Raw genomic sequence first — 23,215 nt, 5'->3', positions numbered from 1 at the left:
AGGCGGAACGCCCCGACTACGCTGCCCCCGTGGCGTACACCGAGCAGCGCACCGACTCCGACGGCCGCACCGGCTACATCGGGCGATTCCGCGTCGACGGCCGCCTGCGCAGCACCCGCCGCTTCACCGTGCGGCGCGAGGCGCTCGCGGAGGCCCGGCGGCAGGAGGAAGCGGGCAAGCACGCCGAGTGGATCGACCCGTCCGCGGGCCGCGTCACCGTCGCCGAGTGGTTCGCGACCTGGCAGGAGGCCCGCGTCGACCGCGCGCCCCGCACCATCGAGGCCGAGCGCGAACGCTTCCGCTCGCTGGTCGCCCCGACCTTCGGCGACCGGCCGCTGCGGCAGGTCACCCACGAGGACGTCGCCCGCTGGGCTGCCACCATGGCCTCCCCCACCACCGGGCAGACCGCCTCGCCCGCCCGCCGCCGGGACGCGGCCCGCCTCCTGGTGGCCCTGCTCGACGCCGCCGTCGACGCGCGCCGCCTGCGCACCAACCCCGCGCGGACGCCGTCGGGCAAGGTGCCCGCCCTGCCCCGCGCCCCGAAGACCAAGCCGCACCGCTACCTGTCGCACGAGCAGCTCCGGCGCGTCGCGGACGCGACCACCTCCGCCCAGACGCGCACCCTCGTGCTGCTCACCGCCCTGACCGGCCTGCGCTGGGGCGAGGTCAGCGCGCTGACGGTGGCCGACGTCGACCCGCTGCGCCGCCGGGTGCACGTCACCAAGGCGTACACCCGCCTGGACGACGGAACGCTCCTGCTCGGCGACACCAAGACGCACGCGCGTCGCGAGGTGCCCCTGCCGGCGTCCCTGGTCCCGGCCGTGGCCGAGCAGGCGGCGGGCCGGGCGCGCGGCGACCTGCTGTTCACCGGGGCGCGGGGCACGGCGCTGCGGCGCGAGAGCTTCGACCGGTCGGCGTTCCGGCCCGCCGTCCTGGCGGCCGGCCGCGCCGTCCGCACCCTGCGCGAGGCCTTGGGCCTGGACGACGTGGGCCTGGACGACGCCGGCCTGCGCGTCACCGGGCCGCGCGTCACCGGGCTGTACGACGACGGTGTGGTCACCGCGGTGCGCCGGCTCCAGTCGGACGGCGGCCGGGAGGCGACCGGGATCTGCGACCCCGCGACGTGGACCCTGGTGGCCGCCGCGGACCGGGCGCGCGAGACGATGACGCGGGGCGAGAAGGTGAGCCGCACCCGCCTGCTGACGGCGCTGTCGCGCACCACGCTGGGGCCCGGCGCCGAGGACTTCGACACGCTCACCCTGCACGACCTGCGCCACACCGCGGCGTCGCTGGCCATCTCGGGCGGCGCGACGGTCAAGGCGGTGCAGCGGATGCTGGGGCACGAGTCGCCGGTCCTGACGCTGTCCACCTACGCCGGGCTGTTCGAGGACGACCTCGACGCCCTGGGCGAGACGATGAGCGCGGCGTTCCAGGCGACCGCCGTCGTGCCGGGGGCTGACGGGCGCGGACCGCACGGGCCGGCGGCGGTCACACCTCTCCGGACCGTGCGGGGCCGGGCGGGCTGACCTGCACGTCCGAATGTCCTGAACTTTTTTCTGGCGGATCGACGATCCTGATGTCGAGAACGCGAGGAGGGCTCCGTCCTAGGGTCGAGGGCGCGAGACCGCGTCCGTACCGAGTTCGGACGGGCCCCACGGGGCCCGCGACCCAGGGAGAGAACCATGGCGAAGTACCTGCTGCTGAAGCACTACCGGCGCGGCGGTCCGGAGTGGGTGCCGGGCACCGACGTCCCGATGGACCAGTGGACGCCCGAGGAGATCACGGAGCACATCGACTACATGCGCCGGTTCGCCGACAAGCTCACCGAGTCCGGCGAGTTCGTCAGCGAGGGCGCGCTGTCCCCGGAGGGCACGTTCGTCCGGTACGACGGCGAGGGTCGCCCGCCCGTCACCGACGGACCGTTCGCGGAGACGAAGGACCTCATCGCCGGCTGGATGATCATCGACGTCGAGTCCCAGGACCGGGCCTACGAGGCGGCGGCCGAGCTGTCCGCGGCGCCCGGCCAGGGCGGTCGGCCCATCTACGAGTGGCTCGAGGTGCGGCCGTTCCTCGGCGAGGACCTGACGATCAGCGAGTGATCTGACGGCGCAGTCCGAGGAGACGCAGCTCGAGGAGACGCAGCTCGAGGAGACGCAGCTCGACGGGAGGCCTGGTGTGGACCACGACGCGGTGAACGATCAGATGCGGACGCTGGCGCCGCAGGTCCTCGGCGTCCTCGTCCGTCGCGGAGCAGACTTCGCGACGGCCGAGGACGCCGTCCAGGAAGCCCTCATCGAGGCCGTCCGCCACTGGCCCGACGACCCGCCGGACGACCCGAAGGCCTGGCTCCTGCGCGTGGCCGGCCGCAAGCTCATCGACGCCCAGCGGTCCGAGGCCGCTCGCCGCCGGCGGGAGGAGCGGGTCCACGACGAGCCGTCGCCCGGGCCCACCGAGCAGTCCGACGACACGCTGCTGCTCCTGAGCCGCTGCTGTCACCCGGCGCTGAGCCCGGCGTCGGCGATCGCGCTGACGCTCCGGGCCGTCGGCGGCCTGACCACGGCCCAGATCGCGCGGGCCTTCCTGGTCCCCGAGGCGACGATGGCGCAGCGGATCTCGCGCGCCAAGCGCGCCCTCGGCGGCCAGCGGTTCGACCGGCCCGGGGACGTCCGTGCGGTGCTGCACGTGCTGTACCTGATCTTCAACGAGGGGTTCACCGGCGAGATCTCGCTGGCGGACGAGGCGATCCGGCTGACCCGTCAGCTCGCGGTCGCCTCGGCGGCACGTCCCGAGGGGGCCGATCCCGAGATCTCCGGCCTGCTGGCCCTCATGCTGCTGCACCACGCCCGCCGCGAGGCCCGGTACACCGGCTCGGGCGAGCTGGTGCCGCTCGACGAGCAGGACCGCTCCCGGTGGGACACCGCGATGATCGGCGAGGGAGTGGAGGTGCTGCAGGACGCCCTGGCGCGAGGGCGGCGGGGGCAGCGCTCGGCCGGGCAGGATCCGCTCGGGCAGTACCAGGTGCAGGCCGCCATCGCCGCCCTGCACGACGACGCCCCCACCGCGGAGGAGACCGACTGGCCGCAGATCCTCGAGTGGTACGACGAGCTGGCCGGTCTCACCGACAACCCGGTCGTCGCCCTGAACCGGGCCGTCGCCGTCGGGCAGGTCGACGGCCCGCGGGCGGGCCTGGCGGCCCTGGCCGAGATCGACCCGGGGTTGTCCCGGTGGGACGCCGTGGCGGCCCACCTGTACGAGCGCGCCGACGACGCCGCCGCCGCGATCGACCACTACACGGCCGCGGCAGACCGGGCGGCGAGCTCGGCCGAGCGCACGCACCTCATCAAGCAGGCGGCGCGGCTGCGGGCTGCTCACTGAGGTAGGCGTCCAGCGCGGCTGCCCCCGCGAGCATGGCCCGCCCCCGGTCGGTCAGGCGCCCGTGCCACTCGTGCAGCGTCGCTTCCAGGGGTTCCAGCCCGCCGGCCGTGCGTACCTGGCCGATCAGCGGGGCGATCTGCTCCAGGAGGTACCCGCCGCGCCGGAGCTGGTGGGTCAGCCGGGCGTCCCGTTGCGCGGCCTCGTCGTAGACCCGGTACCCGGTCTGCGGATCGCGCCGCGGGCGCACCAGGCCGGCTCGCTCCCAGGTGCGCAGGGTCGCGGGCCGGATCCGGAGCGCGGCGGCGAGCGGACCGATGAAGGTGTTGGTGGTGACCGCGGCGGCGCCGTGCCCCCGGTCCGCGTGCGCGTTCGTCTTCGCGGAGTCGAGATCCCGCAGCGCGTCCTCGACGGCGCGGAGCATCCTGCGGTCCTCCAGGAGCTGGGCGTGGCTCTCGTCGATCAGACGGAACGCCTCGCCGACCGCGCCGTCGTGCACGGCCCGCATGATCGCTGCCGCCGTCCGGTGCCCGTGCCCCGGGACCAGGGCGAGGAACGCGCGCAGGGCGCGCGCGTGCCGCGGTGTGTAGGCGCGGTATCCGGACGGCGTGCGGACGGCGGCCGGGAGGATGCCGGCGTCCTCGTAGTTGCGGACCGCCTGCGTGGACAGACCGTGCTCCCGCGCGAGATCGACCGGACGCAGCCGAACGGTCCTTTGAGGGTTCGTCGCCATCCACCCGCCTGTTCTGCATGCGCTGCCTGCTCTTCCAGGGCGCTGTTCGGGCCCAGGTCTCCACCGGGACGTCAACGATACCGTTGAGGGAATGGTGAGAGACCTCCAGCACACCGTTCATCCCCTTGACGCCGCCGCCGTCCTGCACCTGCTCCCGGGCCGGCCGCGGATCCTCGCACTGGGCGAGCCCACTCATGGCGCGGGCGCCCTGCTGAGGCTGCGGAACGAGCTGTTCTGGGAGCTCGTCGAGCAGGCGGGCTACCGCACGATCGCCCTGGAGACCGACTGCCTCGCGGGGCGGGTCGTGGACGACTACGTCGCCACCGGTGAGGGCCATCTCGACGACGTCATGAGGCGTGGGTTCAGCCACGAGTGGGGTGCCTTCCCGGCCAACCGCGAGCTGGTGCGCTGGATGCGCGCCTGGAACGAGCGTGCCGGCAACGTTCGCACTGACGAGGCGGGCCGGCCCGACGCCGGCCGGCTCCGCTTCGCGGGCTTCGACGGGCCGCTGGAGATCCAGGCGGCCGCGAGTCCCCGGGCCGCGCTCACGTCCCTGTACGGGTACCTGTCCGCGCGCGTCGAGGCGGAGCTGCTGCCCTGCACCGCGGACGTGCTCGACCGGATGATCGGCGCGGACGTCCGGTGGACCGAACCTGCCGCCATGATGGACCCGGCCCGGTCCGTGGGTCAGTCCGCCGAGGCCAGGGAGCTGCGCCTGCTCGCCTACGACCTGGCGACGCTCCTCGACACGCACGCACCGCAGCTCGTCGCCACCTCCACGGCGCAGGAGTGGGACCGGGCGCGCCTGTACGGACGCACCGCGACCGGCCTGCTGCGCTACCACTTCTGGATGGCCGACCCGTCGCCCGCCCGGATGACGCGGCTGCTCGCGGTCCGTGACGCCATGATGGCCGACAACCTGCTCGCCCTCGCGGAAAGCAGCCCCGTGCTGGTCAATGCCCACAACAGCCATCTGCGGCGCGGCATGAGCACGATGCGCATGTGGGACCACCCGCGGCTGGAGTGGTGGGGCGCCGGCGCCCTGGTGAGCGCCCGGCTGGGCGAGCGGTACGGGTTCCTGGCCTCAGCGGTCGGCACCATCCGGCACCACGGCGTCGACGACGCGCCGTCGGACAGCGTCGAGGGGCTCCTGTCCGCGCTCGGTGCCGACCGGTCCGTCGTCGACGCCCCGGGGCTGGCCGCGCTGCTCGGGGGCTCGGTGGCGCGGGTGTCTCCCTGGTTCGGTTACGCACCGCTCGACCCGGCTCAGCTCGCCGACCTGGACGGGATCGTGTTTCTCCAGGACGTTCCTGAGGACTGATCCTGCGTCCGCGTGTCGGTCCGGTCCGATCGTCGGCCCAGGTGCCGCGGATCTCCGACCGATCTCCCGCGGATTCGATGCTCACTATCTGCTCCCCGCAGGCCGAGTAGTGCCCTGACAAGTCCCGCTGAACCCTGCTATCTGGCCGATCCTGCATCTACTGCGCACCCGCTTCAGGAAAGCGGGTGCGCAGTGTGTGGAGCGAAAGTAGGAGTAGGATTGCGCTACTACTCGTACTACTACGAGTGGAAACAATGCGGGTGGAAAGAACGACTGTCGAAACAGGGACGGTCGAGACGACGACGTGAGCGGGGAACGACGTGCGGGACAAGGAACGGGTCTTCCAGGCGGCGGACGCACTGGCGGCCGAGGGCGCGGCGCTGACCGTGACGAACGTGCGCGAGCGCGCCGGCTGCTCCAATGCCACGGCCACGAAGTACCTGCGGGAGTGGCGCGACGCGAAGACCGCCGAGGACGACGCGCGCAGCGCGCTCCCTGACCTGCCCGCCGCGGTGAGCGCGCTGGCGGAGCGCGGTCTGGAGGCCCTGTGGGGTGCGGCGGTCGAGGCGGCACGGGCGGAGCACGAGGCAACGGTGGCGGCGTCGGAGGAGGCGCTGAGCGCCGTCGTCAGTGAGGCGGACGCCCTGGCGGCGCGCGTGGACGAGGCCGACGCCGAGCTCGCGCAGTTCCGTGCCCTGTTGGAGACCGCACGTGAGCACGCGCGGTCGGTCCAGGACGAGCGCGACGCGGCCGAGGAGGCCCGGGGCGACGCGGCGTCGTCGGCAGCCAGGCTGGGGGGTGAGCTCGACGGCGCGCGGCGGGCACTGGAGTCCGTGCGCGACGAGCTCGCCGAGGCCCGGGCGGGGGCCGCGGCCGCCGAGCGAGCGCGGTCCGAGGCGGAGTCGGCGCGCGCGCAGGCGGACGGTGCTGCCGTGGGCCTGCGGGAGTCCCTGACGGACGTGCGCGGCGCGCTCGAGGCCGCACGGGGCGACGTCGCGCAGGCGAACCGTGACCGGGCTGCCGCCGATGCCGCGCGCGCCGCCGCCGAGGCCTCCGTGGCCCGGCTGGAGGGCGAGCTCTCCGCGTCCCGGGACGCGCTGGAGTCCGCGCGCAGGCAGGCAGCGGACGCCGAGGAGGCGCGCGTCGTGGCGATCGCCGGCCAGGCCCAGGCCGAGGGCACCGCCGCGGGGCTGCGGGAGGCGCTGAGCGCGGCCGTTCAGCGGGTCGACCCGTCCGGGACCGAGTCCGCTCCTGTGGCGCAGGCGGGGTGAGGCAGCGGGGTGAGACACGGGCGAAAGGGCGAGTGAAAACCGCCCCTGAGCACGAAAAACACCCGCGGGCTCCGGCGAGTGTCAGTGTCCGGTGCTGAGATGGCGGCATGAGCCTTCGAGGATTCTCCACCATCAACTACTGGGCCGACGACGTCGCCGCGGCCTCCGCCTGGTACACCGAGGTGCTCGGCGTCGAGCCCTACTTCCAGCGGTCCGGACCGGACGGCACGCCCGCCTACGCCGAGTTCCGGATCGGGGACCACGAGGCCGAGCTCGGCCTCGTCAGCCGGGCCTACGCGCCCCCGGGCCTGCCCGACCAGCCCGGGGGCGCGCTCATGTACTGGCACGTCGACGACCTGCGGGGCACCGTGGCCCGACTGCTCGACCTGGGTGCCACCGAGTACCAGCCCGTCACCGAGCGCGGCCACGACTTCGTCACCGCCGCGGTCGTAGACCCCTTCGGCAACGTGCTTGGCGTCATGTACAACCCGCACTACGTCGAGCAGTTCGGAGCGACCGCCGGGGCGGAGTAGGCGTGGAGTGACCGCTGCGTGACCGCAGGCAGATCGGCTGCTGGCCGGGGTCCCGGTGCGCGACATCTCGATGCGGTGCGCCTCCACGCGCAACGGCTCCGTGGTTCAACGGTTATCCACAGATTTCATCTCGGCCCAGCAGGTCGAATGTATGTTCGATAACCTTGGAGAGTCGGCACAGCAACAGATCGGGACGGGGGTGACACGAGATGGACGGCACACCAGCGACTCCACCCGAGCCCCGTCAGGCGTGCGGGCCTCGCGCCCTCGAGACCGTCCTGAGCGAGCTGGACGTGCTCGCCGACGAGCTGGTGGCCTCAGCGGGACCGGACGCGGTCGCCGGCGGCGGCGAGTCCGCCGGTACCGGTGGCGTCGCGGTCCCTCGGCTCGTCGTCGCCGCACCGCGGCTGCGTGCGCTCAGTGCCCGCCTGGACACGGTCCGGCTGACGTGGCTGCCCGTGATCGAGGCTCGGCATCCCTGGCAGGCCACGGGTGCGCGGACGTTCTCGGCCTGGCTCGCCAGGACGGAGAACGTCAGCACCACCACCGCCAACCGGGAGGCCCGAACCGGCCGGGTGCTGCGTGACCACCTGCCCACGGCCCGCGCGGCGGCGCTCGCGGGCGGCATCGGCGTCGACCACGTCCGTGCCCTGGTGGACGTCGCGCCCACCAGCGAGGCACGCAAGGCGGCACTGGCCGCGCCGATCGAGCTGGACGGCTCCGAGGGTGGCGCTGCTGCTGACCTGTGCGGCGATGCGGTCGATGGCGATGCGGTCGGCGACGGTGCGGTCGATGACGAGGCTTCTGCCGAGCCGGGCACCACGGACGGTGACCCGGAAACGGTGGGCGACACCCGTCCGGCTCCCCCGGCCATCACCGGCGAGGGGTACCTGACGGGGCTGGCCGGTGCTTGCGACCCGGCGCGCTTTCGTCGGGTGCTGAAGCGGTTCGGCCAGGTCGCGGACCCCGACGCGGACGACCGCGGCTACCGGGAGGCGACCGAACGTGAGCACCTGGAGGTCTCGCCGACGTTCGGGGGCTGGCACGTCAACGGCTTCCTCACCGACGAGCACGGGCACCTGCTGTCGACGGCGCTCGGCTCGATGATGGGCTCCCCGGCCGCCGGCGACGACCGCACACCCACCCAGCGCCGGGCGCAGGCGCTCGCCGACCTGGCGCGGGACGTCCTGGACAACGGCCGCGTCGGATCGGGGGCCGCGGTGCGTCCGCACGTCCACGTCACCGTCTCCCTGACGGAGCTGCTCCGGAGCGGGCGGACGAACAGCCACGGCGGACGGACCGGAGCCGGACAGACGAACGTCGGATCGACGAATGGCGGCGCGCTCCGTCCCGGCGACCTGACGGCGCTGACGGCTCAGCCCGCGACGTTCACGGGGGCGTCCGCGAAGGGAAGCGTCGTTCCCCGCGACCTCCTGCGCCGGCTTCTGTGCGACGCCGAGGTCACGCGCGTCGTGTTCGGCGCAGACGCTACCGCGATCGACGTCGGACGCGCCCAGCGCACGGTGACCGGGCAGATGCGCAAGGCAGTGATCGCCCGTGACCAGCACTGCGTCTATCCCGGCTGCGATCAGCCACCCAGCCGGTGCGAGGTGCACCATGCGTTGCGGCACTGGGCCGACGGCGGCGAGACGTCCGTCGCGAACTCCGCCCTCTTGTGCTGGCACCACCACACGCTCGTGGACACCACCGGGATCACCATGGCGTGGGAGCCGGGTCCGACACCGGACCAGCCGGGGCACTGGAGCTTCGCCAACCGCCACGGTCGCAGGATCGGGCTGCCATGGGCCCGGGATCGGGCTGCTTGAGGACGGCCACATGCTGTCCCGGGCTAGGTTGCGTCAGTGACTTCCGTACCTGTGCCCTCCGTACCTGTGCCCTCCGTGCCTTCGACAGACGTGCCTTCGACAGACGTGCCCTTGGCTTCCGCACCCGTGCCCTCCCTACCCGTGCCCTCGGCGCCAGAGATCATCAGTGCCCTGCTCGACCTCACGGCCTGGGCCGTCTTCGACGTCGACCCGGAGGGCCGGATCCTCGCGGGGAACGACGAGTCCGGCAGCATGCAGCTCGTCGAGATCGCGCCCGACGGCACCCGGACCCAGCTCACGGCACTGCCCTCGCGCTGCTCCGGCCGCTACGTGCCGGGCGCACGCCGCGTGGTGGTGCAGCACGACAACGGCGGCGACGAGCAGATGCAGCTCAGCCTCCTGGACATCGAGCGCACCGACGTCCCCGCCACGCTCGCCGACCTGGCTCCGCTGGTCCACGACCCCGCGTACAAGCACGACCTGGCCGACGTCTCCGCCGAGTCCGTGGTGTTCCTGACCAACCGGCGCGACGGAGTCGACTTCGATGTCGTGGTGCACGACCTGGCGACCGGCTCCGAGACCACGCTGTACGACGGTGGCGGGTACCTCATCGACGCCGTCGCCTCCCACGACCGGCGCTCCGTGGCGATCACGACGCTGAGCAGCCAGCCGCGCTCCACGCAGGTCCTCATCGCCGGTGGCGCCGCGGGTGGCAGCGCGGGTGCAGGCGCGGGTGCGGGTGCGAGGGTGGGCTCAGCGGGGAGCGGGACCGGGGCGGCCCGACCCGTCGCTGTCACTGCGGCCGACGAGCACGCCCACCACACCCACGTCGCCTGGGCGGCCGGCGACGACGCGCTCGTCATGTCATCGGACCACGAGCGGGAGTTCGCCGCCATCGTGCGGGTGCACGTCGGCGACTCTGCCCAAGACTCTGCCCAAGACACCGTCCGCGACGGTGCGCCCGACGGAGCCGACGGGACCGTCTGGGAGATCCTGGTCGAGGCCGACGACCACGACCTCGCGGTGATCCTGTCCCCCGACGGCTCCGCGATGGTCGTGGGCCACCACCAGGACGGCATCACCACCCTGGCCGTCCACGAGCACGACGGCACCTACCGCTGCGACGTCACGCTGCCCGACGACGGCGTGCCCAGCGTCATCTGGGCCCCGGACTCCTCACGGTTCGCCGTACACCTGACCGCCTCCGGCGACCCCGGATCGATCCACCTCGTCGACGCCGCCAGCGGCAGCACCACCACCCTGGTCGACGGCCGCGCCCAGATTCCCGAGGGCCTGCCGATCTCGCTGCCCACGGTGCACCGCGTCCCCACCCCGGACGGCGAGCAGATCCCCTGCTTCGTGTACCGGCCCGCCACCGGCACGACCGGCACGACCGTCGCGGGCGCCTCCGTGGTCCTTGTGCACGGCGGACCCGAAGGAGAGGCGACCCGCCTCTTCTCCCCCGTCATCCAGGCGCTCGCCGGCACCGGATTCACCGTGCTGGTCCCGAACGTCCGCGGCTCGGCCGGCTACGGCAAGCGCTGGGTCAGCCTCGACGACGTCGACAAGCGCCTGGACTCCGTGGCCGACCTTGCCGCGCTCCGCGCCTGGCTGCCCGAGCTCGGCCTCGACGCCGACCGCAGCGCCCTCTGGGGCGGCTCCTACGGCGGCTACATGGTGCTGGCCGGCACGACCATGCAACCCGACCTGTGGGCCGCGGGCGTCGACATCGTCGGCATGTCGTCGCTCGTGACCTTCCTCGAGAACACCTCCGAGTACCGCCGCGCCGCCCGCGAACGCGAGTACGGCAGCCTCGAGCACGACCGCGACTTCCTCGTCACCGCGTCACCGATCACCTACCTCGACCAGCTCCGCGCACCGCTCTTCGTGATCCACGGCGCCAACGACCCGCGCGTGCCGCTCTCCGAGGCGGAGCAGATCGCCGCGGCGCTCGCGGACCGCGGCATCCGGCACGAGCTGCGGGTCTACCACGACGAGGGGCACGGCCTGGCCAAGCGGGCGAACCGGAAGGACGCCTACCCGGCCGCGATCGAGTTCCTCACGGAGATCCTGGGTCGCTAGAGGCTCGGCCACCGGGAGACACGACGCACCGAGGCCGGCCCTGTGCCCCGCCCGGAACCGGGGCTAGCCTCGGTGCGTGACCCGCGAGGAGCGCCGTCTGCGCCTGTCGATCGACGACCAGATCAAGAACCGGTACCTCGAGGTGCCGTTCGAGATACCGGCGGGGCGCAGCACCGACGCCCTGGAGGTCACGCTCGCGTACGACCGGGACGCCGCCGTCATCGACCTCGGGTGCTACGACCCCGAGCGGTGGCGCGGCTGGTCCGGCGGTGCCCGCTCGCGGTTCGCGATCACCCCGAACGCGGGTCCCGGCCCCGCCGGGCGAGACCGGCAGGGCAGCGCCACGCCCGGGTACGAGCCGGGCGAGATCGTCCCGGGCCGGTGGGCGGTGGTGCTCGGCCTGCACGGGATGCCGGCCGCACCGATCGACGTCACCGTCACGATCGCCACCGGGGCCGAAGCCGGCCCGGTCGAGGACGAACCGCCCGCGCCGGCCCCGCCGTCGGGCACCGGAGCCCTTGCAGCGGCGCCTGGTTCAGCGGCGCCTGGTTCAACGGCATCCGGTTCAACGGCATCCGGTTCAACAACGACCGGGTCGAGCCGGCCGCACAGCGCCGGCGCCCGCGGACGGACCCGCCTGGGGCGGGATCTGCCCGCGCCCGACGGCCTGACCTGGTACGCGGGCGACCCGCACGCGCACACCACGCACTCGGACGGGGCGTTGAGCATCGCCCAGCTCGCGGCGGCCGCCGTCGGCCGGGGGCTGGACTTTCTCGCCGTGACCGACCACAACACCGTCTCGCACCACCCGCACCTGCCCGGGGTCGGCGCCGCGTACGACCTCTGCCTCCTGCCCGGGCAGGAGGTCACCACGCACGCGGGGCACGCCAACGCGTTCGGCGACATCGGCTGGGTGGACTTCCGCCGTCCGGCGGCACAGTGGTTGTCCGACGTCGAGGAGCGTGGCGGCCTGCTGTCCGTGAACCACCCGCTCCAGGACGACTGCGGCTGGCAGTTCCCCGTACGCACCGGGTTCCTGGAGCTGTGGCACATCTCGTGGTTCCTCGACCTGACCGCGACGGGACCGTGGGCCTACCTGCGGGGCTTCGACGGGCCCGCTGACCCCGTGTTCCTGGGCGGCAGCGACTTCCACACGCCCGACCAGGGTTACCCGCCCGGCACGCCCACGACCTGGGTCGCCGCCGAGGACCGCACGCCCGAGGCGATCCTCGACGCCGTCCGGCAGGGGCGGACCGCCCTCAGCAGGTTCCCCGGACCGGGCGAGCCCGTCCTGGTGCGCGTGGGCGACGACCTGGTCGCCGTCGACGCGGACGGCACCGTCCTGGTGGAGGGTGTGCCCGACGGCGGCACGGACCGCCGTCGCCGGGTGCGGGGCGACCGCGTGACGTTCTCCGCGCCGCCCGAGCACGGTCCCTACCGCCTGGAGGCGGCCGACCGGACCCTGCTCGCGATCAGCGCGTGAGGGGCACGTCGCCCGACACCCCGCCGGCCTCCTGGGGCGCTGCCGGCAGGCGGATGAACCGCGACACCGCGGTGCCGAGGACGAGGAGCGCGAACGGGTACACGGACAGGTACACGCGGAACGCCTGTCCCGGGTCCGGGCCGGGGTCCGCGCCCGACCGGTAGCCGAACCACAGCGCGAGCGACGCCAGCGCCGCCGCCGTGATCAGGCCGTTGAGCCGGCCCAGCGCGCCGAACGCCGCCAGGAACAGACCGCTGCGGTGGGTGCCGTAGCGGGCGGCGTCGGCGTCGAGCACGCGGGCGATCACCAGGTCGTTCGTCGCCAGCACGCCCGAGTACCCGACGGCGACCGCGAGCCCGGCGAGGATCCCCGTGAGCAGGTCCGTCGCGAAGTACAGCGGCACGAATCCGACAGCGGCGACCGGCAGCGCGAGCCGCCACGTCCAGGCCGCACCCCTGCGGCGGACGACGGCGGCCCACACGCTCAGCATCCCGATCGACACGGCGATGACGACGAGCTGCAGGATGCTGGCGTCCAGCGCGGAGCCGCCCAGCGTGTGCTCCACGTACAGCTGCAGCCCGCCCAGCACCAGCGCCATCGCCGCGCCGTAGCAGGCGTTGACCAGGCCGACCGTCCAGAAGTGCGACGTCGACAGGATCTGTCCCACCGACCGGAAGAACCGGGGCTTGGGCTCGGCGTCGAGCGCCGGGTCCTCCCGCACGCCGAACGCGGTCCACAGGATCACCGCGGCCGCGACCACGGCGAAGATCACCGCGAGCCGCGCGTACCCGACGGCGGAGCCCTCCGTGCCCAGCACGTTTCGTGCCAGCACCGGCGTCAGCGCCAACGCGATCACCAGGGCGATGAGCTGGGCACCCTGCCGCACCGCGTTCGCCGTGGCGCGACGCCGCTCGTCGGTGAACAGCTCCGGCAGCAGCGCACCGTAGCTGGCGTTGATCAGGGAGTCGGCCATCTCGGTGGTGATCGCGAAGACGGCGAACCACACCGCCAGCCCCACCGCCGACTCCGCCACGGCCCCCGGCACCGAGAACAGCGCGATCGTCGTGGCCGTCAGCACCAGCGCGCCCACCACCAGGTACGGCCGACGCCGCCCCCAGCGCGAGCGCGTCCGGTCCGACAGGTAGCCGAACACGGGGTTGTCCAGCGCGTCCAGCACCCCGTAGATCGCGTACACGGTCGCGTAGACGACGGCGTCCAGGCCGAGCAGCTCCACGTACACGTAGAGCATCGAACCCTTGACCAGGTTGATCGGCAGCGACGTGCCGAACATGCCGGCGCCGTAGCGCAGCGGCGACGTCCCGCCCGCGCCCGGGTCCCGCCCGGCGGACCGCGACGGGGCTCCTGCCTGCGGCGCTTCCACGGCGTCCTCGGCCTCCACGCGGGTGAGCCTACTCACCACCCGCTGACCAGGTCGATGCCCTCCCGCTCGATCTCCCGGATGAAAACGGGGTCGCCGAGCAGTCGCAGCTCCCACGTCCGCTTGCGCCACCACGTCGCCGACGCCTCGCGCAGCCGCGCGGTGTCGGGCGCCGGGTGCAGGAAGATCTCGCTCGTCCCCTCGGGCAGCCGCCCCAGCAGCCGCAGGTAGTGGTCCCGCAACGACCCGTAGTCCCCGGCCTCCGCGTCACCGCCGCGATGGGTGGCGATCACCTCGGGCAGGCGCACCTCCGCCGCGTCGGCGGCGACCACGGCGCTCGCGTGCCGCGCCCGGACGTCGGCCGTGGCCAGCACCGGGTCGCCGTCGCCGTACAGGTCCAGGCTGCGGGGCAGGCGGAACGCCAGCCCGCGCCCCGCGCAGAACCCGATCGCCTCGCCGAGGTAGGAGCGGCCCAGCAGGCCGTACAGGCTGCCCTGGTGCGAGTCGAGCCGCCGGGGCGGCGGCGCACCGACGGCGGCGGTGGCCCGCGTCAGCGCGTCGACCTGGGTCGTGATGCGGTCGACGACGTCGTTGAAGCCACCCGCCGGACCCGGCGTCGGGAGCACCACGTGCACCCCGGGCGCGACGTCGGGCGCGGACCGGGCGATGAGCCCGACGGCGCGCACCGCCCCCTGACTTTCGTTCGGGCGCTGACTTTCGTTCGGGCGCCGGCTCTCGCTCGGGGCCTGGCTCTCGTTCGGACGCTGGTTCTCGCTCTGGCTCAGGCCTGCCGGTCTGCCCGCGTCGTCCGGTCGAGCCCCGTCGTCCGGATCCGTGGTGATCACCCCCACCGCCGTCAGCGGCGAACCGGCCAGGAGGGCGGCGATCTCACGGTCTGCGTCGGGATCGGTCCCGGCGTCGTCGGCGGTGAGGACGAGGCTGCGCGTCATACGCCCAGTCTGGCCCAGCGGACCAGGAGTCAGCCCCGAGTCAGCCCCGAGTCAGCCCCTGTCCCAGGCGTCTGACCTGGAACGTTCTCGGTTCGGGCTGCTCACGTCTCTCCCACGTCGCTCGTGCCGAGCGCCGCCCGCGCCTTGCCGAGCGCCACCTCGAGCTCCCAGGGCGTGGTCACGTGCGGGATGTCGGATGCCACGCAGGACGGCTTGCCCGTGTGCAGCGTCAGGCTGGTGCCCAGGCTGTCCGCCCGCCAGACGCCGGGCCCCACCACCTCGAACTCACCCGCGTCGTTGCGGTGCAGCACCACCACGTACTCGCGACCGCTGCGCAGGATGGACGGCAGCTCGCCCCCCGGGGGTGACGCGGCCGAGCCGACCTGGGTCACGGCCAGGACGGCGTCGTGGCCGAGCGCGCCGAGCAGCACCTTGCGCAGGTCCAGCTCGGTGCGGGTGTACGGCACCCGGTCCACGACGTCGACCCCGGAGCGGCCGGCCTGCGCCAGCACGACGACGTCGGCGTCCGCAACGAGCTGCTCGACCGACCCGTACTCCTCCGGCACCGTGAAGTTGGCGACGCTCGCGTCCGGACCGCAGCCGCTGAGCAGGCCGGCGACGACGCCGCTCACGACGACCCCGCTCAGGGCGAGGAGACCGAACCTGGCCCGCATGCGCGTAGGCATCAGCCGCTCCCGCCCCTCGTCGACTTGTCATCGGATGCCTGGTCGGCACCTACTGAGAGAGAGCGACAGGTCGCGACGCGTGGTGCGGCTGCTTGATGCACTCGTCTGCAGTGCAACGAATGCTCCACTGTGGCAAGAACCCCGGACAAGGCCCCACCAGGGCGAACCCATGCGGTCGGGTCTCTTTTTTTGCCGCTATCTGGAAACTCGGCGAAGAACCGCGGAATCGGCCGGACAACGGGCGGGCAACAGGCGGGCAACAGACGAAGGAACGGCCGGTTGTCGGGTGCTGAAGTATCGGGTGGCTAAGTGTCGGGTGCTGAAGTGTCGGGTGTCAGTCCGTCGTCAGGCGGCGTGGGCGCTGCCGATCGCCCGCACGAGGCCCGACGTCGAGATCGAGCCCTTGCGGTACCGCTCGACCGCGGCAGCGAGTGCCTCGCCCACGTCGCTCGGCACGCGCGAGGACCGCGCCGAGGGGTACCAGATCTCCCGTTCGAAGACGGCGGTCCGCCGGGCCGGGCCGCGGAACAGCCGTCCGGCCAACGCCGGCGGCGGGGGCACGGGAGGTACCGGTCCCGGCGGCGGTGGCACGGGCGGCAGGGGTGCAGACGGCAGGGGGGCCGGCGGCACTGGAACCGGCTGGTTCGCGAGCTGCGACGCGCGGTAGCGGGCGCCGGGGTTCCAGCGCAGGGTCGGCGTGCGCGGCGCGGTGGACCGCACCCCGCTGGTCGCGCGGCGGGGCGCCGGGAGTTCCGGTTCGATGGTCTCGGTGCCGGAGTCCGCCGGTTCGGCGGTCTGCTCGGCGGTCAGCTCGACAGTCAGCTCAACGGTCTGCCCGACGCTCTGCTCAGCCGCCCGCTCGACGGAACGGGCTGCCTGCTCGGCGTGCGCCTTCCGCAGCGCCGCGACGATCCGCGCGACCCGTCCGGTGTCGGCCTGCGGGCCGGTCGGTTCCGTCGATGTCGTGTCCGTCGATGTCGCGTGGGTCGATGTCGGGTCGGTGATCGCCGCGGCGTCCGCCGTGGACGCGTCGTCCGGTGCATCGACTTCGGCTGCTACGACTTCGGCCGTTACGACGTCGGCTGCGACGGCCTCGGGAGCAGCCGCCTCCGGGACAGCCGCCTGAGGCGCGTCAGTGCCGTTCGAGTCGTCCGAGACCTGGTCCTGTGTGTCGTCCGCCATGACCGCGCTCCCTCACCATCGACCTGCCCACGACCCGTTGCGGTGGCTGTCCCATATGTTCCCTGCCAGACCCTGGGCGTGCAAGCCCCGGCCCTGGCACGCAGGCCCTGGCACGCAGGCCCTGATCAGCCCAGGTCGGCCCGCGAACACGCAGGCCGACCCCACCGGCGGATCACCCGTGGGCCCCGCCGTCAGTCCCCGCCCAGCATGTCCAGGAAGCTGGGCGTCGTGGAGAACGGGTCGTCCGGCTTGGCGTGCTCCCCGCGTGCGGAGACGATCGCGGCCAGCGACCGGCCCGCACGTTCGATGCGCTCCGGGAGGGAGCTGGCGCCGTCGTCGTGCCGGGTGTGGTCGCCGGCCTGGGCCCAGTCGTCCGTGGCCGCGAAGACCGACGTGGTGACGACGTCGGCCCGTAGGTAGGTGAACAGGGGGCGCATCGAGTACTCCAGGGCGAGCGAGTGGCGGGGTGTGCCGCCGGTCGCGCCGAGCAGGACGGGCATGCCCGTCAGGGCGTCCTTGTCGAGGATGTCGACGAACGACTTGAACAGCCCGGAGTAGGTGGTGGTGAACAGCGGGGTGACGGCGATGACGCCGTCGGCCGCGGTGATGGTCTCGATGTCCCGGGCCAGGTCACCGGTGGGGAACCCGGTGAGCATCGCGTCGATGATCGCGTGACCGTGGTCGCGCAGCTCGACGACCTGCACGGTCACCTCGTGGCCCAGGGCCTCCAGCTCGCGCACCGTGGCGTCGGCGAGGCGGTCGGCCAGCAGGCGCGTGGAGGAGGGCTGGCCGAGCCCGGCGTGCACGACCGCGATCGTGCGGCGGGTCCGGTCCTCTGTGGGGACGATGCCTGTCATGTCAGAGTGCCTCCTCGGTTTCCTCGGCCAGCGTGCCGGTGTACTCGTCGCCGCCGTCACCCACGTGCGTGGCGCCGGTCTGGCCCTTGGCGCGGGCCGCGGCGACGCGCTGCGCGTGGGTGGGCGGGTTGGCCGGCACGTCGTTGGGGAGCTTGGCGTCGGCGATCTTGCGCAGCTGCGGCACGACGTCGGCGGCGAGGATGTCGATCTGTTCCAGGACGGTCTTCAGGGGCAGGCCGGCGTGGTCCATCAGGAACATCTGGCGCTGGTAGTAGCCGACCTCGTCGATGAACGAGCCGTACCGGTCGACGACCTCCTGCGGGGAGCCGACGGTCAGCGGGGTGTCGCGCGTGAAGTCCTCCATGGTGGGGCCGTGCCCGTAGACGGGCGCGTTGTCGAAGTACGGCCGGAACTCGGTGATCGCGTCCTGGCTGTTCTTGCGCATGAAGACCTGCCCGCCCAGGCCCACGATCGCCTGGTCCGCGCGGCCGTGGCCGTAGTGCTCGAACCTTTGGCGGTAGAACGCCACCATCTGCTTGGTGTGGCTCATGGGCCAGAAGATGTTGTTGTGCAGGAACCCGTCACCGTAGTACGCGGCCTGCTCGGCGATCTCGGGGCTGCGGATCGAGCCGTGCCACACGAACGGCGGCACGCCGTCCAGCGGGCGCGGGGTGGCGGTGAAGCCCTGCAGCGGGGTGCGGAACTTGCCCTCCCAGTCCACGACGTCCTCGGTCCACAGGCGCCGCACGAGCGCGTAGTTCTCGATGGCCAGCGGGATGCCCTGGCGGATGTCCTGCCCGAACCACGGGTAGACGGGACCGGTGTTGCCGCGGCCCATCATGAGGTCCATGCGACCGTTGCTGATGACCTGGAGCATCGCGTACTCCTCGGCGATGCGGACCGGGTCGTTGGTGGTGATCAGGGTGGTGGCCGTGGACAGGGTGATGTCCTTGGTCACGCCCGCGAGGTAGCCGAGCATCGTCGTCGGGCTCGAGGCCACGAACGGCGGGTTGTGGTGCTCACCGGTGGCGAAGACGTCCAGGCCCGCCTCGTCCGCGTGCTTCGCGATGGTCAGCATCGCCCGCACCCGCTCGGTGTCGTCCGGGGTATGCCCCGTCGTCGGGTCCGTCGTCACGTCACTGACACTGAAGATCCCGAACTGCATGATGCTGCGCTCCTCGATCGTGGTGCTCCTGAGCGGGTCGCCGCTCGCGCTGTTCATGCATCTGCATGAACATGGGTGTCAACCGGCGACCCGTGCTGATTGTTCCCGCCGCGAACACGGTCACCTGCCTCGGCGTACGTGAGATCGCGCACATCCACACCCAGTTTGCCCGGAGTGCGCTTGCGGGCGCACGTCCGATCGGTAGCCTGGTTTGGCACGGCTGGTCGTCAGACCGCTGAAACATGGGCTGGAACATCACAGAGGGTCCCTGCGTTGGCTATACGGACCTTTTTCCGCCACCTATCCCGACAACCCTCTGGAGGACATCGTGCCTGACCGGTCCCTGCGCGGTATGAGCATCGGTAGTAAGAGCATGGAGTCCGACGAGGGCGTGGACTTCGCCCCTCGGTTCCAGGCCTACTACGACTGCCCCAACGGCCACACCATCATCCTGCCCTTCGCCACCGACGCGGACGTACCCCCGATCTGGGAGTGCCGCTGCGGCGAGGAGGCGCTCCTGCGCGACGCCGAGAAGCCCGAGCCGAAGGCGACCAAGCCGCAGCGCACCCACTGGGACATGCTGCTCGAGCGCCGCACGGTGAAGGAGCTCGAGGACCTGCTCGACGAGCGCCTCGAGCTGCTGCGCGCCGGCAAGCTCCGCCGCTCGGCCTGAGCAAGCAGCGCGAGCTAGCGAGCAAGCAGGAAACAAGAGAGACCGCCGGCCCGAACCTCACGGTTCGGGCCGGCGGTCTCTCTTTCGTACGCGAGGGTCTTTCGGGCGTGGGGTCCCGTAGCGGGCGCGCCCTAGCCCCTTGCCCGACGCCGCGCGCCGATCCCGCCCACGACGCCGGCCACGACCAGCGCGAACGCGAGGCCGCCGACGATCCAGCCCGGCCAGTACCCGGCCGCCACCGCCGGCGTGATCGAGGACCGCAGCGGCAGGTCCACCACGAACTGGTCGGCCGTGAACAGCTCCGTGTCGCGCACCACGGTCCCGTCCGGCGTGATGACGCCCGAGACGCCCACCGTGGAGATCTGCACCGCGGCCCGCCCCGTCGTGATCGCCTGCAGCCGCGACATCGCGAGCTGCTGCGTCGACTCCGCCGTGAACCCGAACGACGCGTTGTTCGTCGGGATCACCAGAACCTGCGCGCCCTCCTGCACCGCGTCCCGGATGATCTCGTCGTACGCCACCTCGAAGCAGATGATGGTGCCCAGCCGGTACGCGTCCTGACCCAGCCGGCTCGGCACGTCCACGTAGGGCGGGTTGACCCCCGGGATCATGTCCGTGGTCACCCGGTCCACCTGGTCCGAGAAGAGCCGCAGGATCGACCGCAGCGGGATGTACTCACCGAACGGCGCCGGGTGCTGCTTCGCGTACCGGCCGATCACACCCTGACCCGCCTGCCACAGCAGCGACACGTTGTACCGGCCGCCCGTCTCCGGGAACTCCTGCGCCCCCACCAGGATCGGCGCACCCACGGCCGTCGACGCCGCGTCCAGCCCGCGCGCCACGTCCGGCGCGGTCTGCGGGTCCAGGTCGCTGCCGTTCTCCGGCCACAGCACCACGTCCAGCTCGCCGGCGAAGTCCTCCGCCAGCACGTACGTGCCCTCCAGGTGGTTGTTCAGCACCTCGGCACGGTTGGCGAACGCCCCCAGGCCCGGCTCCCCCACGTTGCCCTGCACGGCGCCCGCCCACAGCTGCCCGTCCTCCGCCAGGTCGCTCCCGGCGTCGTACACCTGCTGACCCTCCGGCGTCTCGACGGGACCGGCGTTCGCGGACGTGGGCAGCGGCAGCACCAGCGGCACGACGGCGACCGCGACACCCAGGGCGAGGGCTCCGACGGAGCGGCCCACCGAGGAGCGGACGGTCACGGTGCGGTTCCCTGCCACGCGGGCAGGCTGCTCCGCCGGCGACACCCGGGCCGCGCGAGCCGTGCGGACGGCCCGGACCAGGCCCGCGACGGCCAGCGCGAGCAGCGCGCCCGCGAAGGCGACCAGGAGGGAGACTGCGACGGTGCCGCCCAGCCAGGCGGCGCGGCCGGTCGGGGTGCCGGCCATGGTCCAGGCGAGGCGGCCCCAGGGGAACCCGCCGAAGGGGATCTCGGCGCGCCACTGCTCGACGGCGACGAACAGCACGGCGAACGCGGCGGCCAGCCGCCAGCCGCGCCGGCGCAGGAACCGCGCCCGGCGCACCCAGGTCCACAGCACTCCGAAGCCGCCGATGAACAGCGCCTCCAGCGCGGACAGCGCGATCCACGGCGCGGTCTCGGTGGACTCGTGGGCCCACCACAGGTGCGGCAGGAAGAACGAGACGCCGAACAGGAACCCGATCAGGAGGTTCCACCAGGCGTTGTCGCGCCCGAGGGCCCAGTACAGGACGGCGACGGCGACGAACGCGGCGGGCCACACGCCGGCGTCGGGAAACGCGGACCAGAGGACGAGGCCACCGGCCACCGCGAGGAACAAGGACAGCAGCCGGGACGGCTCACGCAAGCGCACGATCGCAGCCTACCGGCGCGCAGGGGACCGTCAGAGCGTGTCGTGCAGGACCACGCCGTCGCGCAGGGTGTGCAGGCACTCGGGCTGCACGGCGTCCGGCGAGAGGTCGGGCAGGAGCGGTGTTCCCGCGCGGGCCTCCTCGCTCCAGGAGCTGAGCCGCCCGGGGGCGGCCTGCACGCCGAGGTGCTCGGCCCGCCACACGGCGAGGTGGGCGGGCGCACCGACGCGGAGCTGTCCGGCGCCGGTGTGGTCGAGCCCGGCCAGGCGCCAGCCGCCGCGGGTGTGGGCGCGGAACGCCGCGCCCGCGGAGATGCGCTGATCGGGGTCCTCGTGGCTGGTCGCGGCGCGCACGCCCTGCCAGGGGTCGACCGGGGTGACGGGGGTGTCGGAGCCGAACGCGAGCGGCACGCCCGCCTGCGCGAGGTCGGCGAACGGCATGATCGACCCGGCGCGTGTGGTGCCCAGCCGGGAGGCGTAGACGCCCTTGGCGCCGCCGAAAGCGGACTCGAACGCGGGCTGCACCGACAGGCCGATCCCGTGCACCAGGAGGGCGGCGAGCGTGACGGCGTCCACGAACAGGGCGTGCTCGATGCGGTGGTGCCCGGCGCGCAGGGCGCTCTCGCCGCTGGTCTGCGCGGCGATCTGCAGCCCGAGCACCATCTCGTCCATGGCGCGGTCGCCGATGACGTGGAACGCGGCCTGCACGCCGGTGGTCCCGCGGGCGCTCTGCACGGCGCTCAGGTGGTTCGCGATCTGGTCGGCGGTCAGGTACAGGTTGCCGGTCCACGGGGAGCCGTCGGGGTTGGTCAGGGCGCCGGCGAACGAGCCCGACGACGGGTCGGTGGGCAGGTCGGAGTACGGGCTGCGCATGGCGGCGGTGCGCGACCCGATCGACCCGTCGACGTTGAGGTCGCCGCCGATCCCGGTCAGGAACGGCAGCTCCGCCAGGAGCGCGCGGGCGTCGTCGGCGGTGGCGCACAGCTCGCCGCGGTAGGCGGCCAGGTGCGGCAGGGCGAGCGCGTCCGGGCCGGCCAGGGCGTCGGCGGTGACGGAGTCGGCCGACAGGGCGTACAGCTCGGCCAGGCCGGCGCGGGTGTCGAGGTGCTCGCCGCTCATCTCGTGCACGGACACGACGCCGCGGGCGGCCCAGGCCGCCAGGGTCTCGCGGTACAGGCGGGTGCGGCGCTCGGGTGACAGGGCGTGCGCGACGTCGCGCACGGTGTGGTGCAGGTCGGCGGTGACCAGGCCGGTGTCGGCGGGCGCGTCGGACCAGCCGGAGCCGGCCAGGCCCATACCGGTCCAGGCCGGGTCGCGCTCGATGCCCGCACGGGCGGCCAGCGCGGACGAGATGACCGCCGAGTGCACGTCGACGCGCGCCGCGTACACGGGGCGGCCGGCGCACGCGGCGTCCAGCTCCTGGCGCGTGAAGGCGCGTCGTTCGGGCCAGGCCTGCTCGTCCCAGCCGAACGCGAGCAGCACCTGCTCGCCGGAGGGGTCGGCCGCCGCCAGCTTGCGGGCGCCCTGGTGCAGGGCGGCCAGCGCGTCGGCCAGGGAGTGCACGCCGCCGGCGGGCGTGAGGTCCACGGAGTCGGCTGACAGGCCGGTCTCCAGCACGTGGGCGTGCGCGTCGACGAACCCGGGGGTCACCAGCGCGCCGTCGAGGTCGATCACGCGGTCGGCGCGGGCCGCCAGCCCGGCGGCGGTGTCGTCGGCGCCGAGCCACGCCACCACGCCGTCGTCCACGAGGATCGCCTCGGCGAACGGGTCTGCCCCGGAGTGGACGACGCCGTTGCGGTAAAGGATGGATCGGACAGGCTGGCTCACGGTGGGAACTGTATGCGATGCGGCGGGTCCACGCCCTGGTCAGCAGGGCG

At 73.2% G+C, this 23,215-nt stretch carries 19 protein-coding genes; 10 read left to right on the top strand and 9 right to left on the bottom strand.

Annotation, left to right across the window (positions count from 1 at the left end; all coding sequences use genetic code 11):
• The first annotated feature begins 29 nt into the window (after window positions 1-29).
• From ACIPN7_RS22225 to ACIPN7_RS22215, 3 genes are all read left to right on the top strand, one after another.
• On the top strand, window positions 30-1,526 hold the full coding sequence (locus ACIPN7_RS22225; protein ID WP_400547388.1) for a tyrosine-type recombinase/integrase: 1,497 nt from the start codon (window positions 30-32) through the stop codon (window positions 1,524-1,526).
• A gap of 156 nt (window positions 1,527-1,682) precedes the next feature.
• Entirely contained in the window at window positions 1,683-2,099 is a 417-nt protein-coding gene (locus ACIPN7_RS22220; RefSeq protein ID WP_400547385.1) for a YciI family protein, read from the top strand.
• A gap of 76 nt (window positions 2,100-2,175) precedes the next feature.
• Window positions 2,176-3,375 carry an RNA polymerase sigma factor gene (locus tag ACIPN7_RS22215; protein WP_400547382.1) on the top strand — a complete coding sequence of 400 codons (1,200 nt, stop codon included), beginning with the start codon at window positions 2,176-2,178 and terminating at the stop codon, window positions 3,373-3,375.
• On the opposite strand, the gene ACIPN7_RS22210 is transcribed toward ACIPN7_RS22215, so the two are convergent.
• Window positions 3,341-4,105: a TioE family transcriptional regulator gene (locus ACIPN7_RS22210; protein ID WP_400547379.1), complete on the bottom strand. Its 765-nt coding sequence runs from the start codon at window positions 4,103-4,105 to the stop codon at window positions 3,341-3,343. The two genes, ACIPN7_RS22215 and ACIPN7_RS22210, sit on opposite strands and share 35 nt — an antisense overlap.
• A 91-nt stretch (window positions 4,106-4,196) precedes the next feature.
• Between ACIPN7_RS22210 and ACIPN7_RS22205 the strand changes: the two genes are divergently transcribed.
• The 6 genes from ACIPN7_RS22205 to ACIPN7_RS22180 all read left to right on the top strand — a co-directional run bounded on the left by ACIPN7_RS22205 (window position 4,197) and on the right by ACIPN7_RS22180 (window position 12,621).
• Complete coding sequence (locus tag ACIPN7_RS22205; RefSeq protein WP_400547376.1) at window positions 4,197-5,426, top strand: erythromycin esterase family protein; 1,230 nt, start codon at window positions 4,197-4,199, stop codon at window positions 5,424-5,426.
• A 320-nt stretch (window positions 5,427-5,746) separates the two neighbouring features.
• On the top strand, window positions 5,747-6,697 hold the full coding sequence (locus tag ACIPN7_RS22200) for a DNA-binding protein (protein WP_400547373.1): 951 nt from the start codon (window positions 5,747-5,749) through the stop codon (window positions 6,695-6,697).
• A 107-nt stretch (window positions 6,698-6,804) separates the two neighbouring features.
• Complete coding sequence (locus ACIPN7_RS22195; protein WP_400547370.1) at window positions 6,805-7,230, top strand: VOC family protein; 426 nt, start codon at window positions 6,805-6,807, stop codon at window positions 7,228-7,230.
• A 209-nt stretch (window positions 7,231-7,439) separates the two neighbouring features.
• Entirely contained in the window at window positions 7,440-9,056 is a 1,617-nt protein-coding gene (locus tag ACIPN7_RS22190) for a DUF222 domain-containing protein (RefSeq protein WP_400547367.1), read from the top strand.
• A 141-nt stretch (window positions 9,057-9,197) separates the two neighbouring features.
• Window positions 9,198-11,138, top strand: a complete 1,941-nt coding sequence (locus ACIPN7_RS22185; RefSeq protein ID WP_400547364.1) for an alpha/beta fold hydrolase — start codon at window positions 9,198-9,200, stop codon at window positions 11,136-11,138.
• A 76-nt stretch (window positions 11,139-11,214) separates the two neighbouring features.
• Window positions 11,215-12,621, top strand: coding sequence for a CehA/McbA family metallohydrolase (locus tag ACIPN7_RS22180; protein WP_400547361.1), 1,407 nt, complete (start codon window positions 11,215-11,217; stop codon window positions 12,619-12,621).
• Here ACIPN7_RS22180 and ACIPN7_RS22175 read toward each other — a convergent pair.
• The 6 genes from ACIPN7_RS22175 to ACIPN7_RS22150 all read right to left on the bottom strand — a co-directional run bounded on the left by ACIPN7_RS22175 (window position 12,611) and on the right by ACIPN7_RS22150 (window position 18,839).
• Window positions 12,611-14,020, bottom strand: coding sequence for an MFS transporter (locus tag ACIPN7_RS22175; protein WP_400547358.1), 1,410 nt, complete (start codon window positions 14,018-14,020; stop codon window positions 12,611-12,613). The genes ACIPN7_RS22180 and ACIPN7_RS22175 overlap by 11 nt on opposite strands.
• Before the next feature lie 14 nt (window positions 14,021-14,034).
• Entirely contained in the window at window positions 14,035-14,949 is a 915-nt protein-coding gene (locus ACIPN7_RS22170) for a ChbG/HpnK family deacetylase (protein ID WP_400547355.1), read from the bottom strand.
• Window positions 14,950-15,050: 101 nt separating this feature from the next.
• Window positions 15,051-15,635, bottom strand: coding sequence for a hypothetical protein (locus tag ACIPN7_RS22165; protein ID WP_400547352.1), 585 nt, complete (start codon window positions 15,633-15,635; stop codon window positions 15,051-15,053).
• Window positions 15,636-15,980: 345 nt separating this feature from the next.
• On the bottom strand, window positions 15,981-16,817 hold the full coding sequence (locus ACIPN7_RS22160; RefSeq protein ID WP_400547349.1) for a hypothetical protein: 837 nt from the start codon (window positions 16,815-16,817) through the stop codon (window positions 15,981-15,983).
• A gap of 191 nt (window positions 16,818-17,008) precedes the next feature.
• Window positions 17,009-17,674, bottom strand: coding sequence for an FMN reductase (locus tag ACIPN7_RS22155; protein ID WP_400547346.1), 666 nt, complete (start codon window positions 17,672-17,674; stop codon window positions 17,009-17,011).
• A gap of 1 nt (window position 17,675) precedes the next feature.
• Window positions 17,676-18,839 carry an LLM class flavin-dependent oxidoreductase gene (locus ACIPN7_RS22150; protein WP_400548057.1) on the bottom strand — a complete coding sequence of 388 codons (1,164 nt, stop codon included), beginning with the start codon at window positions 18,837-18,839 and terminating at the stop codon, window positions 17,676-17,678.
• A 328-nt stretch (window positions 18,840-19,167) separates the two neighbouring features.
• Here ACIPN7_RS22150 and ACIPN7_RS22145 point away from each other — a divergent pair, with 328 nt between their 5' ends.
• Window positions 19,168-19,512, top strand: coding sequence for an RNA polymerase-binding protein RbpA (locus tag ACIPN7_RS22145; protein WP_026365682.1), 345 nt, complete (start codon window positions 19,168-19,170; stop codon window positions 19,510-19,512).
• A 131-nt stretch (window positions 19,513-19,643) separates the two neighbouring features.
• On the opposite strand, the gene lnt is transcribed toward ACIPN7_RS22145, so the two are convergent.
• Together lnt and ACIPN7_RS22135 are read right to left on the bottom strand one after the other, a co-directional pair.
• Window positions 19,644-21,341: an apolipoprotein N-acyltransferase gene (gene lnt, locus ACIPN7_RS22140; protein WP_400547343.1), complete on the bottom strand. Its 1,698-nt coding sequence runs from the start codon at window positions 21,339-21,341 to the stop codon at window positions 19,644-19,646.
• A 30-nt stretch (window positions 21,342-21,371) separates the two neighbouring features.
• Window positions 21,372-23,165, bottom strand: coding sequence for an amidohydrolase (locus ACIPN7_RS22135; protein WP_400547340.1), 1,794 nt, complete (start codon window positions 23,163-23,165; stop codon window positions 21,372-21,374).
• Window positions 23,166-23,215 lie beyond the last annotated feature (50 nt).

This window comes from Promicromonospora sp. NPDC090134 (genome assembly GCF_044746965.1).
Classification (GTDB): domain Bacteria; phylum Actinomycetota; class Actinomycetes; order Actinomycetales; family Cellulomonadaceae; genus Promicromonospora.
Note: the sequence above shows the minus strand (reverse complement) of the source record. Positions and strands in the feature narration are given on the sequence as shown.